The sequence below is a fragment of the Photobacterium damselae genome (assembly GCF_003026815.1).
GTDB lineage: Bacteria > Pseudomonadota > Gammaproteobacteria > Enterobacterales > Vibrionaceae > Photobacterium > Photobacterium damselae.
Genome location: NZ_PYOG01000001.1, coordinates 330,062 through 346,778, shown reverse-complemented (window position 1 = coordinate 346,778; position 16,717 = coordinate 330,062). Strand labels below are relative to the sequence as shown.

Annotated in this window: 14 protein-coding genes; 4 read left to right on the top strand and 10 right to left on the bottom strand. The window is 40.8% G+C overall.

Translation table 11 applies throughout. From position 1 onward, the window contains the following. Positions 1–14 precede the first annotated feature (14 nt). The 9 genes from CTN07_RS01535 to dinG form a co-directional block, all read right to left on the bottom strand. Positions 15–3,140: an efflux RND transporter permease subunit gene (locus CTN07_RS01535; protein WP_005300284.1), complete on the bottom strand. Its 3,126-nt coding sequence runs from the start codon at positions 3,138–3,140 to the stop codon at positions 15–17. Continuing rightward, on the bottom strand, positions 3,140–4,618 hold the full coding sequence (locus tag CTN07_RS01530) for an efflux RND transporter periplasmic adaptor subunit (protein ID WP_005300282.1): 1,479 nt from the start codon (positions 4,616–4,618) through the stop codon (positions 3,140–3,142). The genes CTN07_RS01535 and CTN07_RS01530 overlap by 1 nt, the downstream gene beginning before the upstream one ends. An 8-nt stretch (positions 4,619–4,626) precedes the next feature. After that, positions 4,627–5,904, bottom strand: a complete 1,278-nt coding sequence (locus CTN07_RS01525) for a TolC family protein (protein WP_005300280.1) — start codon at positions 5,902–5,904, stop codon at positions 4,627–4,629. 137 nt (positions 5,905–6,041) lie between these two features. Further along, complete coding sequence (locus tag CTN07_RS01520) at positions 6,042–6,443, bottom strand: hypothetical protein (RefSeq protein ID WP_036764199.1); 402 nt, start codon at positions 6,441–6,443, stop codon at positions 6,042–6,044. A 336-nt stretch (positions 6,444–6,779) separates the two neighbouring features. Continuing rightward, positions 6,780–8,312, bottom strand: coding sequence for an EAL domain-containing protein (locus CTN07_RS01515; RefSeq protein WP_005300277.1), 1,533 nt, complete (start codon positions 8,310–8,312; stop codon positions 6,780–6,782). A 266-nt stretch (positions 8,313–8,578) separates the two neighbouring features. After that, positions 8,579–8,746: a pleiotropic regulatory protein RsmS gene (rsmS, locus tag CTN07_RS01510; protein ID WP_036764197.1), complete on the bottom strand. Its 168-nt coding sequence runs from the start codon at positions 8,744–8,746 to the stop codon at positions 8,579–8,581. 60 nt (positions 8,747–8,806) lie between these two features. Continuing rightward, the gene (priC, locus tag CTN07_RS01505; protein WP_005300276.1) at positions 8,807–9,358 is read right to left on the bottom strand and encodes a primosomal replication protein PriC; all 552 of its coding nucleotides are present in this window, start codon (positions 9,356–9,358) and stop codon (positions 8,807–8,809) included. 11 nt (positions 9,359–9,369) lie between these two features. Next, positions 9,370–10,143 carry a sulfite exporter TauE/SafE family protein gene (locus tag CTN07_RS01500; RefSeq protein ID WP_005300274.1) on the bottom strand — a complete coding sequence of 258 codons (774 nt, stop codon included), beginning with the start codon at positions 10,141–10,143 and terminating at the stop codon, positions 9,370–9,372. 35 nt (positions 10,144–10,178) lie between these two features. Next, the gene (dinG, locus tag CTN07_RS01495; RefSeq protein WP_005300272.1) at positions 10,179–12,254 is read right to left on the bottom strand and encodes an ATP-dependent DNA helicase DinG; all 2,076 of its coding nucleotides are present in this window, start codon (positions 12,252–12,254) and stop codon (positions 10,179–10,181) included. A 532-nt stretch (positions 12,255–12,786) separates the two neighbouring features. On the opposite strand from dinG, the gene CTN07_RS01490 reads away from it, so the two are divergent. Together CTN07_RS01490 and CTN07_RS01485 are read left to right on the top strand one after the other, a co-directional pair. Next, on the top strand, positions 12,787–13,791 hold the full coding sequence (locus CTN07_RS01490; RefSeq protein WP_005300270.1) for a porin: 1,005 nt from the start codon (positions 12,787–12,789) through the stop codon (positions 13,789–13,791). Positions 13,792–13,932: 141 nt separating this feature from the next. Next, positions 13,933–14,574: a YccT family protein gene (locus tag CTN07_RS01485; protein ID WP_036764195.1), complete on the top strand. Its 642-nt coding sequence runs from the start codon at positions 13,933–13,935 to the stop codon at positions 14,572–14,574. Between the two features lie 91 nt (positions 14,575–14,665). On the opposite strand, the gene CTN07_RS01480 is transcribed toward CTN07_RS01485, so the two are convergent. Continuing rightward, positions 14,666–15,031: a TraR/DksA C4-type zinc finger protein gene (locus CTN07_RS01480; protein WP_036764193.1), complete on the bottom strand. Its 366-nt coding sequence runs from the start codon at positions 15,029–15,031 to the stop codon at positions 14,666–14,668. Positions 15,032–15,360: 329 nt separating this feature from the next. On the opposite strand from CTN07_RS01480, the gene CTN07_RS01475 reads away from it, so the two are divergent. After that, positions 15,361–15,759, top strand: a complete 399-nt coding sequence (locus tag CTN07_RS01475; protein ID WP_036764191.1) for a YbaN family protein — start codon at positions 15,361–15,363, stop codon at positions 15,757–15,759. A 171-nt stretch (positions 15,760–15,930) separates the two neighbouring features. Next, the gene (apt, locus tag CTN07_RS01470) at positions 15,931–16,476 is read left to right on the top strand and encodes an adenine phosphoribosyltransferase (protein ID WP_005300263.1); all 546 of its coding nucleotides are present in this window, start codon (positions 15,931–15,933) and stop codon (positions 16,474–16,476) included. Positions 16,477–16,717: the final 241 nt, after the last annotated feature.

The following is a 16,717-nucleotide window of genomic DNA, read 5'->3' as shown; positions in this document are numbered from 1 at the left end:
GCCATTAAATATGACTACTTCAGTTTGTAGCTTGTCTGTTTCCACAGTTTAAATAGAGCTGGGAGCACCACGAGTGTCAGTAATAATGCCGATGACATACCGCCAATCATTGGTGCGGCAATACGCTGCATAACTTCCGATCCCGTTCCGTGACCAAACATAATTGGAATTAAACCAATAATGACCGTTGCTACTGTCATCATGACTGGGCGTACTCGTAAGCCAGCACCTTCACTAATGGCTTTAGTGAGATCAGCCATGGTTAACGCTCGTTGCTCCTGTTTTGCTTGTTCTATCTGGCCATTCCACGCTTGGTTAAGATAAACCAACATGATGACTCCAATTTCAACGGCAACCCCGGCCAGTGCGATAAAGCCAACCCCAACTGCGATAGAGAAGTTATAGTCCAAGATCTCCATTAACCAGAGGCCACCAACCATAGCTAGAGGCAGCGTGCCCATAATCAGTAGCACTTCCCCCGCACGACGGAAGCTCATATAAAGCAACATCATAATGATGGCGATCGTGGCCGGAACAACTGTAGTTAGACGGGCTTTTGCTCGTTCCATATACTCATATTGACCTGACCAAGAAAGCGAGTAGCCAGCAGGCAGAACAAGTTCTTGTGCTACTTTTTGTTGTGCTTCATGAACATACGAGCCTAAATCGCGACCATCGATATCCACAAAGACCCATCCGTTTGGTCGTGCATTTTCGGTTTTGATCATTGGAGGGCCATCTTCAAAGCGTAATGTAGCGACATCGGCCAAAGCAATACGAGCACCGCTTGGAGTCACCAGAGGTAAGCTCTTGAGTTTTTCTAAAGAGTCTCGATAGCTCTGAGGATAACGGACATTAATTGGGTAACGCTCCAAGCCTTCAATGGTTTCACTGACATTCATACCACCAATGGCAGTAGTAATAACCTGTTGAATATCTTGAATGTTAAGCCCATAACGAGCCGCTTTTTGACGGTCGATATCCATGGTGATATAGCGCCCTCCAGCCACTCGCTCGGCATAAACTGAGGCGGTGCCTGGTACTGGTTTTAAAATGGTCTCCAATTGCTGACCGATCTTTTCAATCTGTTTGAGAGCTGGGCCAGCAATTTTTACACCGATAGGCGTTTTAATCCCTGTTGCCAACATATCGATACGAGTTTTGATCGGCATAATCCAAGCGTTGGTTAAACCTGGAAATTGCACCAATTGATCCAGTTCATGACGAAGTGAGGCTGTTGTCACACCCGGACGCCACTCATCTCTTGGTTTCAACTGAATAATGGTTTCAATCATGGTTAGGGGAGCGGGATCGGTAGCTGTTTCTGCTCGACCAATCTTGCCCCAAACCGTTTTCACCTCGGGGATAGTTTTGATTAACTTATCGGTCTGTTGCAAAATTTCACGGGCTTTACCAATGGAAATACCAGGGTAGGTGGTTGGCATATACATTAGGTCGCCTTCATCCAATGGTGGAATAAACTCGCTGCCCATATTGTGAATTGGGTAGTAAGCCGAAGCCATTAGAATACCCGCGGCCACCAATAAAGATTTAGGGTGACGTAGGCTGATATTGAGTAGTGGACGATATGCCGATACAACCGCTTTATTGATGGGGTTCTTATGTTCTGGTAACACTTTACCGCGAATAAAATAACCCATTAATACTGGAACCAAAGTAATGGCAAGACCGGCCGCTGATGCCATGGCATAGGTTTTTGTAAAGGCAAGGGGAGAGAACATTTTCCCTTCTTGACCTTCGAGAGCAAATACTGGAACAAAACTTAACGTAATAATTAATAGTGAGAAAAATAGCGGTGCACCTACTTCTTCAGCGGCTTTTCCGATAACTTGCCAACGGTTTTCATCCGTAAGTGGTGTTTTCTCGATGTGCTTATGGACGTTCTCAATCATAACGATTGCGCCATCAACCATGGCACCAATTGCAATCGCAATACCACCTAGAGACATGATGTTGGCATTAATACCTTGCCAGTGCATCACGATAAAGGCCGATAAAATTCCGATTGGTAAGCTGATCATAACCACTAAAGATGAACGCAAATGGAATAAGAACAGCGCACAGACAATGGCAACAACAATGAACTCTTCCAGCAGTTTTTGATATAAGTTATCAACCGCATTGTCGATCAAGGTTGAACGGTCATAAGTAGGGACTATCTCCACGCCTTCAGGCAAGCTGCGCTGTAACGACGCCAGTTTCTCTTTTACATTGGCGATCACTTGCTGCGCATTTTCCCCAAAGCGCATTACAACCACACCACCAACCGCTTCTCCTTCGCCATTAAATTCTGAGATACCACGACGCATCTGTGGGCCCAGATTAATATCAGCGACATCTCCTAATAGCAGAGGAGTGCCTTTGCTGGTGACACCAAGAGGGATATTTTTTAGATCAGCAATATTTTTAATGTAACCGGTCGCACGAACCATGTGTTCAGCTTCAGCCACTTCAACAACAGAGGCTCCTGCTTCTTGGTTGCCTGCTTTTATCGCTTTATTGATCTGCTGTAGGGTTAAGTTGTAAGCACGCAGTTTATTGGGATCAATTTGGATCTGATACTGTTTAACCATGCCGCCAACAGTGGCAATTTCAGAAACGCCATCAACCGTTTGCAGTTCGTATTTTAAGAACCAGTCTTGCAAACTGCGTAGCTCGCTCAGATCATGTTTGCCGCTACGATCGGTTAAGACATAGCTGTAAATCCAGCCCACACCCGTTGCATCTGGCCCCAACACAGGTTTGGCACTAGGCGGCAATTTCGGTGCAACTTGGCTGAGATACTCCAACACTCGTGAGCGAGCCCAATACATATCAGTATCATCGTTAAAAATGATATAAACGTAGGAGTCACCAAAGAAAGAGTAACCGCGTACCGTTTCAGCCCCAGGTACAGCAAGCATGGCGGTTGTTAATGGGTAGGTTACTTGATCTTCCACAACTTGCGGAGCTTGGCCTGGATAACTGGTTTTGATGATCACCTGAACATCCGATAGATCGGGTAGGGCATCAATAGGGGTTCGTTTAACACTGTAGATCCCAGCGGCAACCAAAAACACTGTTGCCATTAAGACCAAAAAGCGATTTTTTATAGACCACCGAATAATAGCTGGAATCATTAGTGACCTACCTTAGTCGCAGGGTTTGCCACTTGAATTGCAATAATCTCAAATTGTCCTTGAGGCGTTTTCTTTAGCTCAAAGCGAATGGACTGTTTGGCTGATAAATCGGATAGATCAACCGATTTTGCAACGGTGAAATTCATGGTCATAGTTGGCCAATTCCACGCTTTTACTGGCTGGTGGTGTACCGTTAACATTCGATGGTTCGCCATGACTTTAGTGATAGTACCATCGACCCATACGGTATCGGCTTTTGTGTCGGCTTGCTGATCCGCTTGACTAATACGACTGAGATCTGCGGTCTGACTCGATTCGGAATCGATCATAAACTGGGCTGATGTGACAATCTTATCATTGGCGGTGAGACCTGAAATGACCTCAATCATATCACCAGCTTCGCGTCCTGTTTCAATGCGAGTAGAACGATATTTACCCTCTCCAAGGGCTAATACAACTCGATCCATGTTACCTGAACGGATCACCGCCTGATTTGGGATTTGTAGCACTTTATTTTTACTCTGTGGGATCAGTTCAACATTGGCAAACATGTTAGGTTTTAAGGCACCATCTTTATTTGGAAAGACCACTCGAATACGTAAAGTTCGCGTTTTAGGATCTAAAATAGGGTAGATGTAATCCACTTTGCCTTGCCACTGTGTTCCCGGTAGGCTGTCGATTTTCATATCGGCAGTTGTTCTCAATGTGATCCAGTGAGCTTGGCGCTCGAACACTTCTACATCAACCCAAACATCCTGTAATGATCCAGCGCTGATCACCGTTTGTGCTGGAGAAAGGTATGCGCCTTGACGAACATTTAAGGTCGCAATAACGCCATTCGCGGGCGCTTTAATCGCAATTGTTTGAGATGCCGTACCGCGTTTAAGTAGTTGGTTGATTTGAGAATTATCTACTCCAAGTGATTTTAAACGTTCTTTTGCACCATTAATTAAAACTGTTTTTCCCAAACGACGAGCATTAAGTAACTCTTCTTGAGCCCGAACTAATTCGGGAGAGTAGAGCGTAAACAGCACTTGTCCTTGTTTGACTTGTTCCCCAATAGCGTTGACATTCAGTTTCTTGATCCAGCCACTGACTCGGCTGTTGATTTGCCACAGTTGGCTTTCATCAAATGCTACATAACCCACCGTATCAATCTGTGGTGTTAGAGGGGCAGAAATCACATTAGCTGTTTTCACCCCAAGATTATTTTCAACCACAGGTGAAATTTTAACTGTGCCTGCCAGTTCTTTGCCGCCATTGTCTTCTTCGTACACAGGGATCAAATCCATTCCCATTGGTGATTTGCCGGGTTTATCTCGTTTGTAATTGGGATCCATCGGTGCAACCCAGTAGAGCGGTTCTTTGTTTTTAGCTGATGGCTCAGTTGATGAATCACTGAACTGAGTTGCCGCAAAATAACCACCACCGGTACCAATCGCTAATGCTAATAAGCTGATACTAAATACGTTTTTCATAACATCCCTTAATATTTATTCAGTAAGTAAGCGAGATTGGTGTTCGCTAGTTGCAGGTCGGCATGGAGACGTTGTTGCTCCAATTGTAGGGTTAGCTCTTCACTGGCAGCGCGAATGTATTCATCCAGCTGGGTGGTATTGTTTTGATAGCCACGCTCAATGGCGCGAGTTTTCTCTTTGGCTTGGCGTAATAGCGTTGAGTTGTAACGCCCTAAACGTTCGGTGATATTTTGCCTGTCGATGAAAAGAGCCTGTGCTTGCGCATTCATTTGTTTGAGCATCAGATCTTTTTGTGATTGAGTTGCCCCAAGTTGTAATTTGGCTGCGGAGAGCTTTTTATCTTGACGTTTATCAGTAAATAGCGGCAGATCCATGGTGACGTAAGCACTAACAAGATCTGAGGCTGGATCACCATTCATCCCTTTTGCCTGACGATAACCGTACATAACCTCAACACCAAACTGAGGTTTATAAGCTTCGTTAGCAATATCGATTCCGGTTTCATTGCTTTTGATCAGAGCTTCAATAGCTTTCACCGTTGGATGCTGTGCCAAGAGAGGATAAAAATTAGAATGTGATTGATTCAAACTTTGGCTCAGTTGCGCCCAATTTGGATCGTTTTTAGGTGATAAGTTAGAGGCTTGATCGCCTAACCATTCACCCAGTTGAGCTCGAATTTTTTGCTGCATTTGGCTATTGGCTTGAATTTTTTCACCAATACGAGAGATCTGCAGTTGGGACTGAATAATATCTTGCGCCTGGTTAACCCCAACGCCGTAATTCGTGCTGAGGTATTTTTCTAACGAGCGAAACAGCTGCTGGTTCTGTTTTAATAACTTTTGTGCCTGCTGTTGATAATGCAGTTCAACCCAAAGTGTTGTAATGGCTTTTTCGATATCAAGCTGGCGAATTTCGGCTTTTTCTCGAATACTAGAAGCTTGCTCAAAAGCTTGGCGTTCAAGCAGTTCTAAAGTGTCACCTCGGCCAAATTGCTGCATCAATCCAACAGAAATATTGGTCATAGGATCATTATCAAATCCCATATTTTCAACTGGAAAGCCACCAACTCCCATTTTGAGTTTTGGGTCCATTAATTGGCCTTGAGCGATCCCCATCTCTTGCATCGCTTCGGCTTGATAATGAATTTGTTGACGGCCAGAGTCGTGCTCAACGGCCCAGTCGATCAACGATTGCAGCTGATCATTGGCAAAGCTTGGTGCTGAAAAAGAGGCAGCAACCATGAGTCCCAACAAGGACTTTGCTGATAAATGCGTATTTTTAAACATAACGTATCCACGATAGATAATTATCATCGCGATATGCGCAACATACTGTAATTATTGTTTTTTACTTTAAATACAGTCGATTACATTACAGCTTGACTATAATGAGTGCATATCGAGGTATATAAAAGAATCGTAGACTAGGCTATTGGGGGGCGATAAAGGTTTTCACAAGGTGAGACAGGTGTCTCAAAGTGATAAGTACTCAGTTGAGTCGTTGATGTTGGAGAAGAGAATGCATAATTAGCGGTTGGTAATACGCCAGTTACAACATGGCACTGGGTCATATCGTCACAACAATTGTCTGACTTGGATTGATCGGATAAGTGACGAGCACAATCAGTCATCATGGCGTGTGATTGGTCATGATGTTGCATCTGCTGCGTATGAGCTATTGGTGCGTGACTATTATCGTGCATAACATGTTGTCCTGAGGCAGACATAGCAAAAGCTGGCTTCGTTATCACAACCATGATAACCACCAGAACTAGCGCAATCCACTTATTAGACAGCAATGTGTTTGACGATAAAAAAGAGTTCACAAATAAGCATCCAGCTAATTAAACGTGTTAACTATAAAGCTTCCCCTTAGGGTAAGGTCAAGTCTGTTTTAATGAAAGAATAGCGATACTACTAATAGTAGTACAAAAATTCCGCCAATCAGTTTCATTAATAGACCTAAGTTATTTGAACCACCTTTTGGTGCTTGATTACAACATCCCATAATAGACCTCTGCTGTGAAAAAGATTAAAGAAGACTTAATAGTAATTGAGCTTTAATTCGGTGCCAAGATATTGTGCAACTGCTCTAATGTTGCATTTTTTACTATTGAGCTTCCCCCTACTGGAAGGGGTATAGCAACGAATAAGTTAATGGTCTATTTCACTACAATTGGTTGATAATTAATTTCAAGATCTGGTTGTTGGCAGATATAAGCGCGGTGATCAAACGAGTGCTGAAAAAGTAAAAAATCTTTAATAGCCATTGGTTTACTGAATAAATAACCTTGTGAATAATCAATATTCAAGCCAAGTAATTTATTAAATTGAGTTTGAGTTTCAACCCCTTCAGCAACCATTTTACAATTTAGACCTTTACCTAAATAGGCGATATTTTTCAAAATTGAACTGGTAATAGCATCAGTATCTGCGGTTAATACAAAGAGTTTATCAATTTTTATAATATCAAAATTTAAGCTGCGTACACTTGATAAGCTTGAATAACCAGTACCAAAATCATCTAGAGCCCAGCGCACCCCAATCTGACGAAATTGTGTCATAACGGTATTTAACTCTTTCATGGCACAGGTGGTATTTTCGCGTTCAGTTAATTCAAAAACAAGGCCCGATTGTAAGCTGGTATTTTTTTTGATTAATGCCATAACTTCAGCCATATAAGCTTCATCTCTCAACATAGCCAACGTAAAGTTAATTGAGATATAAAAATCAGGGTTATGCTTACACAATTGAATTTTGTCTTTCACTAATTGATTCAAAAGCTGAAGAGTAATCGCTTTTATCTGCCCACTTTCTTCGACTTTTGTAATAAAGTGATTGGGTGCGAGAATGCGTTTTTTCTTATGATGCCAACGACACAGCAATTCTGCGCCGCTACATTGTAAGTTTTTATTTGAAACTATTGGCTGATAATAGGCGATAAACTCTTTTGCTCGGATCGCTCGTTCAATATCTACTCTAAATGAGAAGTTATTGTTATATAAATGCTTTGCAAATAATAACCCCAGTAGAATAAAAGCAAAGATAAAAGCAGCTCCCATAGCGATAAGTATAATAACGTCTTGGGTTGGCTCACCGATAACAACTTTAAAAGGGTATTGAGGTGATTGATAAACCGCTTTTATTAATAATTTTTGTGGTTGATTGATAATAGGTTGATTGTGATTATTTACAACATAGCCATTGAGCGTAAGGTCAGCATTATCAAGCCAATCATCCATATAACGTGCATTAAGAAATAGTTGGTAAAAACCATTTTTTCCTTTTATTACAAAGTGCAGTTCTTCAATGTTATTTAATGAACTTTGTTTGCGGTATAAAAAAGGTAACGCTTCTGTCTTTATTTTTTGCTGTAAACTTGATGATATTTCTTGATTTAAATGTAGTTGGCGGTCACTGTATACATAGTGATCATCTTGAATATAAGCCACACTACGAAGAGAACGTGATGCAAGAATTAGAGTAACAAGTTTATTTAAATCTTGTGAATGATTATGTACTTCTTGAATTAATAAAACGTCTTTTTTTAATTGTGTAAAACTGCTATTGAGTGATTTATTTACTTCAAAGCTTATTTGTTCTGAGCGATATGACAAATAAGTAACCACTAAACTGCTCGAAATAAAAATCGAGAGCAGAGCAATAAGAAAGAATTTTTTTAACGAGAAGGACATAACTGAAGCCAACAACTTACGAGATTATTTATAAATTATTTTTGTTATCCCTAAGTAGCATTAAGGTACTTGGGTATTTGATATAGATATATTTAATAATATTAACTGATAATCTACGTAATTTGCGCATAAAATCGATAAGAAATATTTGTTGTAACGATTTAAATTTCTTATCTATATGACTTTACTTAATTTTCAAGTGGTTAAGAATGATAAGATATGGAGGCCTGATTAAACTATGGGGGATCATCATCCTTGATAATCGATTACTCATTGGATATTTTGCGTTCTAGGTCTGTTTTTACTATTGCAAGAGCGGCCAGTGCGATTGCTGGGTCTATCTCATTGCTTTCGAGTAAATAAATGAGGTCTACAGCGAGTTTGACCTCTGCAGGAGCATTGTCTAGAGGGCTGCTTTGTTTTTCTGTAGTCATTACTTTTCCTTTCTTCTTAATTGGTTAAGGTTAATTCTATCTCGTCTATATAAAGAGAAGCTATCCTTTGCGTTCACGTTTCATTATTGTCTGTTCTATTTTTGTGAGTGCTTGCTGACAGCGAGATACTCGACCTTCGAGCACAAGCACTTCATGTTGAAGTTTTTGCTGTAATTGCCAATCACTGCATTGGGAGAGTTCGAACTCTTTATCTCGCAGCTTAGTTTTAAGTTGGCGCTCCCAATCTTTATGCTGATTGAGGTTTTGGTAGATCTCATTGAGCGGCTGATAGTGAGCACTTCGGTATTTCGGCTCATTTTTACGGATCGAAATCGTTGCAAATTCACGTTGAACCGCTTGTATCTGAGCCACAATTTTTTCACAGATATGTTGAGTTCGAGTGGGAAGTAGTCGGCCAGATTGTTGTTCTTGGCGCAATTTAAAAACTTCTGAGGCTATTTCGTTAACACAAGGTGTCAGTAATTTACTACGACAACGAAACAGCTGTTCATCAAATAATGGTTTATTGGCTTCGCCACGGGTACGGTCTAAATTCGCAGCTTGCGTTTTGAGTTGGGCAATTAAAGTGTCGAATCTCGTTAAATCTATCATAGTGAATCCATTTAAAACCAAGCTTGATACGCTAATTTTATGGCAAGAATCATCACCACGGTAATAAAAATAGGGCGAATAAACTTAGCGCCAAACCGAATGGCTGAGTGTGCTCCTATGTAAGCGCCTACCATCAAGCAAAGACCCATGGTTAAGCCCAATGCAAAATTGATATGGCCTAAAATGGCAAAGGTCACAAGCGAAGTCATATTACTGGTGAAGTTCATCGCTTTAGCAAGACCTGATGCCAGCAAAATATCCAATCGATATAAAGCCATACTTGATACAGTCCAAAAGGCACCAGTACCAGGGCCCGCTAGACCGTCATAAAATCCCAGACTCGAGCCTTGTAGCCACTGTTTACGATATAAACTCGCTGATACTTGCGGCAGACTTTGTTGGGCCGTTTTAGGGTGTGGATGCCAAATAGTATAGATTGCAGCGGCAAGAATAATTAAAGGAAGCGCTTTTTCAAGCCACATAGTACTGATTTGATTGACAACCAAAGTACCAATAACGGCTCCGATAAATGTCGCAATAAAAGACTTTTTCCAAAATGATGGCGAAAATAACAGTTTTCGATAATAGGTCCAGGCTGCGGTTGATGAAGCAAATGTTGCCGCCAATTTGTTGGTCCCTAAAGCGATATGAGGTGGCAGGCCAAGTGAAAGCAGCGCAGGTACGGTCAGCATACCGCCACCTCCTGCTACAGCATCTATAAATCCTGCGACCAGTGCAACGCCACCCAGTATCGCTAAAGTTAAAGGCTCGATATTTTCTATCATAGTGTGGATACCCAAGTTGCTTGAGTATAGGATCCTTAATATTCAATAACTCGTTTAAAAGGCGGCAAAGAATCAAGTAGTGCTTTTCCGTAACGCTTACTAATGATGCGTCTATCTAATAGCACGACTCTACCAGAATCTTCTTCTTTTCGCAGTAAGCGACCTACCGACTGGATCAGCTTTTTACTCGCTTCCGGTACGGAAATTTGTAAAAAAGGATTACCGCCTCGACTTTCAATGTATTCGGCGTGAGCTTCTTCAACAGGTGAGGTTGGTACGGCAAAAGGAATCTTGGTGATAATCAGGTTGGTTAGATATTTCCCTGGTAAATCAAGTCCTTCTGAAAAGCTTCCCGTACCAAATAGAATGCTGGTTTTACCTTTTTCACAGTTCTCTTTATGTTTTTTTAGAGTTTCATTGCGCGATTCTTTACCTTGAACCAGCAGTTCCCAACGATTTTTCTTCGCTAATGGACGCAGAGCTTCAGCCACTTTGTTCATTTGCCAATAAGAAGAGAAGAGCACAAGGCTTGCTGTTTCTCCCTCTAGATATTCAGGCAACACCTCGATAAGCAAATCGGTAAATTGAGGTGCTTGGGGCTCATATCTGACCGCAGGGATCACTAGACGTGCATTGTTCTGATAATCAAAAGGAGAAGCCAGTGCTAAAAAGCGTACACCATCGGCTTCACTGATCCCTGCTTGACGACAAAAGTAAGTAAATTGATTTAATGCTCGCAGTGTTGCTGAGACTAAGATGCAACCTGCCGCGCGACTCCACAATAATTGATCGAGGCGATAGCCCACTTCAAGGGGAGAAACTTCAACAATATAGTCGTTTTCACGCTCTGGACTTTTTTCTAACCAACGAGCCAGAGGGGCTCCTTTGTCTTTATTTGGTTGTGCCATTAAGAACCAGACCTTTTCTAAGTTCTCTAATCGCTGCAAATAAAAGCCCATTTCCGCCAGTGCTTGTTCTCCCAATGAGGGCAATATTTCATGTTCTTTTAATCGCTCTGAGACCAGGTCATGAATTTTACCCAGCGATTGTGCGGCTTTTTTACTGGTTTCTTTCAGTGCGACAGATTCTTCAGAAAGCCAAGCGGGTAACTCTCCATGTTCAAAACGATAGACTCCATCTTGATTAAATTGTGATGGGTCAATGTTATTGGCAATTTGGCTGAGAGTTGGCACTAAATGTTGAATACTTTCTTGGATAGCATTTTGAAAACGATTTGATTTCTTATAATCGGCCAGCTCTGCAAATTTGCTTACGTGTTTATTTAAGTTTTCTAGCCATGCTGCAGCCCCTTTTAAACTGGCCGCAGCTGAAGAAAAATCACGAGCAACTTGTGGCAAATGATGGGCCTCATCAATCACATAAATGGTATCTTCTGGATCGGGTAAGATAACGCCACCCCCCAATTCTAGGTCTGCCATTAGTAGTGCATGGTTAGCGATAATTACATCTGCTTTATCTAAATCTTCCCGTGCTTTAGCAAAAGGGCAGTTACGATGTAGTGGCAAACCTGAATGGCAGCTATGTTTATCTGCCATGATTTGCTGCCAAATTCGGTCTGGAATGTTTGTTGGCCAACTGTCTCTGTCACCATCCCATTTCCCTTCACTGCGCGCTTTAAAAAGACGTCTCAAAAGTTCTAAATCTGACTTTTTAGGTTTTTCGTCTAACAGGGTGATTTGCTGTGAATACTCGCTAGAACAACATGCTTCTAACTTATGGTTACAGCAGTAGCGTTGGCGACCTTTTGCAAGAATAAAGCTAAATTCTTTTGGGTAGATACGATTAAACAGAGGCAAATCTTTATTGATGAGCTGTTCTTGAAGAGCTACCGTTGCCGTTGAAATAAGCAATCTCTTATTATTAAACATGGCAAAAGGAATCCCTCCTAAAAGATAAGAGAGCGATTTTCCAATTCCTGTGCCAGCTTCTGCCACTAACATTCTGTTTTTCTTGTGGTACTCCCCAGCCAATGTTTTTGCTATTTCGGCAACTAAATAGTTTTGAGCTCGACGTGGAATAAAGTTATCAAGCTGTTGCCCTAAGTTGGTATAGCACTGTTTTATGTCTTGTTTAATTTGAGTATGTAACATATTTGAAACTTATTCTTGGCTGGGAGCTGCATTATAGCATGAAGCTCTAACTGTGAGCTGAAACAAATTTTAGGATATTTTCTCAGCAAAATGAGATTGAAATCACGAATTGATATTGAACCTTTTAAATGCAACCAAGTGTAGATATCACTTTAGTGGTTTAAACTATGTTTTATCTATTTTTTGAAATATTATCTTGGTTGTATTTGTGATGTTTGCGATTTCTTGGTTTTTTCTACCAATATGTCATTTGTATTACTTAAAAAAATACATTCTAGGGGTAAAAAAATGCTGTATGTTATTTAGGCATTTTTATAATTATGTTATTGATTTTATTTTCTATTTTATGTTTTTTGAGCTTTCATTTAGAAGATTTGACATCAATATTGAACTTCTGACAGGATAAGCGGCACAAGTTACTCACCCCTTGAGCTTACTGACTTTATGGATATAAAAGTTTGTAAATTAAGAGGGGAATTATAAAAGAAAAGGAATTCCAAAAAAGGAATTTCAAGAATAGGCAGTGGATATCATGAAAAAGACTCTTCTAGCTCTTGCAGTTATGACTGCAGCGGGTTCTGCAAATGCAGCAATCAATGTTTACGATAACAACGGTGTTAAAGTAGACCTATCTGGTGCAGCAGAAGTTCAATACTTCGATGGTTTTGAGAAAAGCAAAGATGCAACAATTCGTCTAGACGACGGTGACTTTGCAATCAACGCAACTTACGCAATCAATGAGAACCTAAACGTTATCTCTGGTATGGCGTTTAAATACGAGTCTCGTGACGTTCAAAACGACGAGCTATGGGTTGGTTTCTCTTCTAACCAAATGGGTGCTCTAACTTTCGGTCGTCAGCTACTAGTATCTGATGATTCAGGCATCGGTAAAGATTACGAGCTAGGTCTTGAGCAAGTTGACTTCGCTCAAACTGAAGGTGACCGTGTAATCAAGTACGTTTACGATAACGGTTCTTTCTATGCAGCAGCATCTCATGAGCTAAATGCAGATCACAGCACTACAATCACTGACGGTCGTCTAGGTTTCCGTACTAACGGTCTAGATGTTCGTGTATACGGTTACGACGGTGAGCGTATCGGTGCTAAAGGTCTTGAGCTGGGTATCACACCTGATCAGAAGCCTATTGTAAAACCTGGCGAAGCTGGTGAAGATATCCGTGGTTACAACCTAGAAGCTGAATACGGTTTCGGTGCATTCAACATTGCAGCATCTTTCGGTCAAATCGAATACAAAGCAGCTGATACTCATGTTACTGACCGTGACTTAGACCTATACGAAATCAACGGTTCATACACTATGGACAAGACGACTTTCGCTCTAGGTTATGTTCATGCTCAAAACCATGCAAATACTGAAAAGTATGGTAAGCGTCACGACAACGTATACGCTAACGTAACTCAACAGCTACACAGCAATGTTAAAGTGTACGCAGAAGTTGGTTACGCTGATAACGATAAGATCATCAACGACCGTGAAGAGTTCGGCTACGTTGCTGGTATGGAAGTTAAGTTCTAATTTAGTTTAGATAACTTCTTGATGAAAGCCGCCGCTTATTTGGCGGCTTTCTGTTATATAACTTATAAGTATTTCGCTACCATTGTTTTATTTATTGAGAACAGTAGCTAAAGCAATAGCTAGCAAGAACAGGATAATAATATGAAAAGAATTGCATTATTGATTGGCGCTGCTCTGTCATTTGGTGTCCAAGCGGCAACCTTAACTGCTGGTGATAACATCGAGTTATTGGTTATTGATGGTAAGAAAATTGAACAAAAAGGTTGGTCAAAGGCAGAAAGTGTCGAGCTAGCTAATGGCGAACATCAGATTGTGGCTCGTTTTGATGGGGAAGTTAAGCGCGGCTCTCAAGGTACGATTTATACTACGCGACCTTATCTGTTTAATGTTGATATTAAAGATCAAAATGCAGAAATCGTATTATCAGATACGTTAACGACGCTATCTCAAGCTGAAGCGTATTTTGCTCGCGGTCCTGAATGGCAAGTTAAGTTCGCAAATGGCTCTGAGCAAGTTCTTGACGCTACAGAACTTAAAGGCAGTGGCTTTGCCGCTTATGCGGATATGGAAAAATTAGTTGCGCAGTACAATAGCGAAAATGGCATTATCTTTGAGCAGGGTAATCCCGTTGACTTAGAAAAAGTGGCAGTTAAAGTGGATGAGCAAGGTAAAGTAAAAATTACCGGTGACAATTTAACTCAACTTAAAATGTGGTATAGCAAAGCAACACCAGAAGAGAAAAAAGCATTTAAAATGTGGATGACAGAGCAAGACTATCTATAAGGCTTTCGTCATTATTGAATGTAAATACCAAGATAGAGAAAAGGCAGCGAATATATAGCTGCCTTTTTAATTGGAATTTTTTAACCACCGCTTACGCATCATGATGATAACGGCTGTGCTCTCGACAGTGGCGGCAACGTGGTTGAGCAGGATCAACTTCCAGATCGGCTAAATCAATTTCTTCTTCGCAATCAGCGCATAAGCCGTATAAACCAAAGCGGATAGAGCAAACCGCTGCATCGACAACTTCTAGGCGTGTTGCCAATTTATAAAGGTTTGGGATATAAGCCGCTTTCGCTAATGCTAAAAGATCATACAGATCCAGCTTGTTAAGCTCTTCCATTGAAGGCGAAACTGCATTTAATAACATTTCACTTTTTAATTCTTTTGCTAAGTCAACGCGCTCATTTTCAAGCGTATCTTGTAGCGGTTGATAGTCTATTTGTGAGTTAGCCATAGTGTTCATTATTATTCACAAGAGGAGTTAAAGGAGATACTTTCGTCCTTGAGTATTTGTGTTTTTTGTTAGTCTCGCTACTTAGTTTACGGCGCGAAAAGAAAAAGTGTCGTGATTTGAATCAATTCTTGATGATTCTGTAAGCGAATATTGATAAAAAAATTGATTTTTTACAGAAAGTTTTGATTTTTGAATAAATTTCGATTCCAAATCATATAGTTATAATAAATATGAGAAAATAACAATAAAACCACACCGAAATCGTAATAATTTCCATTTCACTTAGGTCTTAGTATGATAGCCGTGTTGCAAGCTGATGAGAGAAAGGAATGAAGCAATCTGCTATTCGTATTGGGTTATTGGTGATTGGATGGGCTTGTGTCATTTTAGGAACGATAGGTATTTTTCTACCTCTGTTACCTACAACGCCATTTTTGTTATTGGCGAGTGCATGTTTTATGAAAGGCTCACCTAAACTTAATGATTGGCTGATGAATCATAAAACGTTTGGCCCTATTTTGCATAATTGGCATCAAAACCGTGCGATTTCATCTGTTGTAAAGCGCCGAGCGAATATTACTATGATCCTTAGTTTTCTGCTTTCTATTAGCTTAGTTCCTCTGTGGTGGCATAAATTGTTGCTATTTGTGATGGGTATAACTTTATTGTGTTGGTTTAATCGGCTTCCAGTGGTGGATTCGGTTGCCGCACCTGTAGAAAAACAATAATATTGGTGCGCTTTATCGGTCTTTGCTCGTCCATTATGGTGCAGGGGAGGCAGATAAATAACTGTCTCAACCAAGGCATAATTTTTGTTCTTGGTATTGGGAGTAAATAAGTAAGCTTGTTGTGACTCTTAAGTTGATATTAACGTTAAAGAGTACCCTCGGAACCAAATTATGACACAAGAAAAAATCGAACTAATCCAAAGCAGTATCAAGTCTATTCAGGATTACCCTAAGCCAGGTATCTTATTTCGTGATGTAACTAGCCTGATGGAAAACCCTGATGCATACCGTGCCACTATGGAAGTGCTAACCGAGCGTTACAAAGACAAAGGTATTACTAAGATCATCGGTACTGAAGCGCGTGGATTCCTATTTGGTGCCCCTTTAGCTCTTGCTCTTGGTGTTGGTTTTGTTCCTGTTCGTAAGCCAGGTAAATTACCTCGTGAAGTGATCGCTGAGAGCTATGAACTAGAATATGGTAAAGACACCTTAGAAATTCACTTAGATGCAATTGCTGAAGGTGACAAAGTTCTGCTTGTTGATGATCTACTGGCAACAGGCGGTACTATTGAAGCGACAACCAATCTTGTTCGTCGTCTAGGTGGTGTTGTTGAAGATGCTGCGTTTGTAATTAACCTACCAGATATTGGTGGTGAAGAGCGTCTTAAAGGTTTAGGCCTTAACGTTTACAGTATTTGTGATTTTCCAGGTCACTAGTAGCTTAAACACTTAATTTTGCTTTAAGTGTTCGAACTGTGCTGAAGGATTGGGCGCTTATTATAGCGCCCTCTCGTTGTTACTCGCTGTTACCCGTCGGCTGTGTTAGCATCTTCTTTTATTACTGTTTTTTCCTTTATTTACTATGACGTATTCATTTTTAGAACGTAATAAATAGTGAAGAAAGGAAATGACAGCAAAGGCCGCAATATTTCTTTGTTGGCAAGGTTAATAAGGTTAG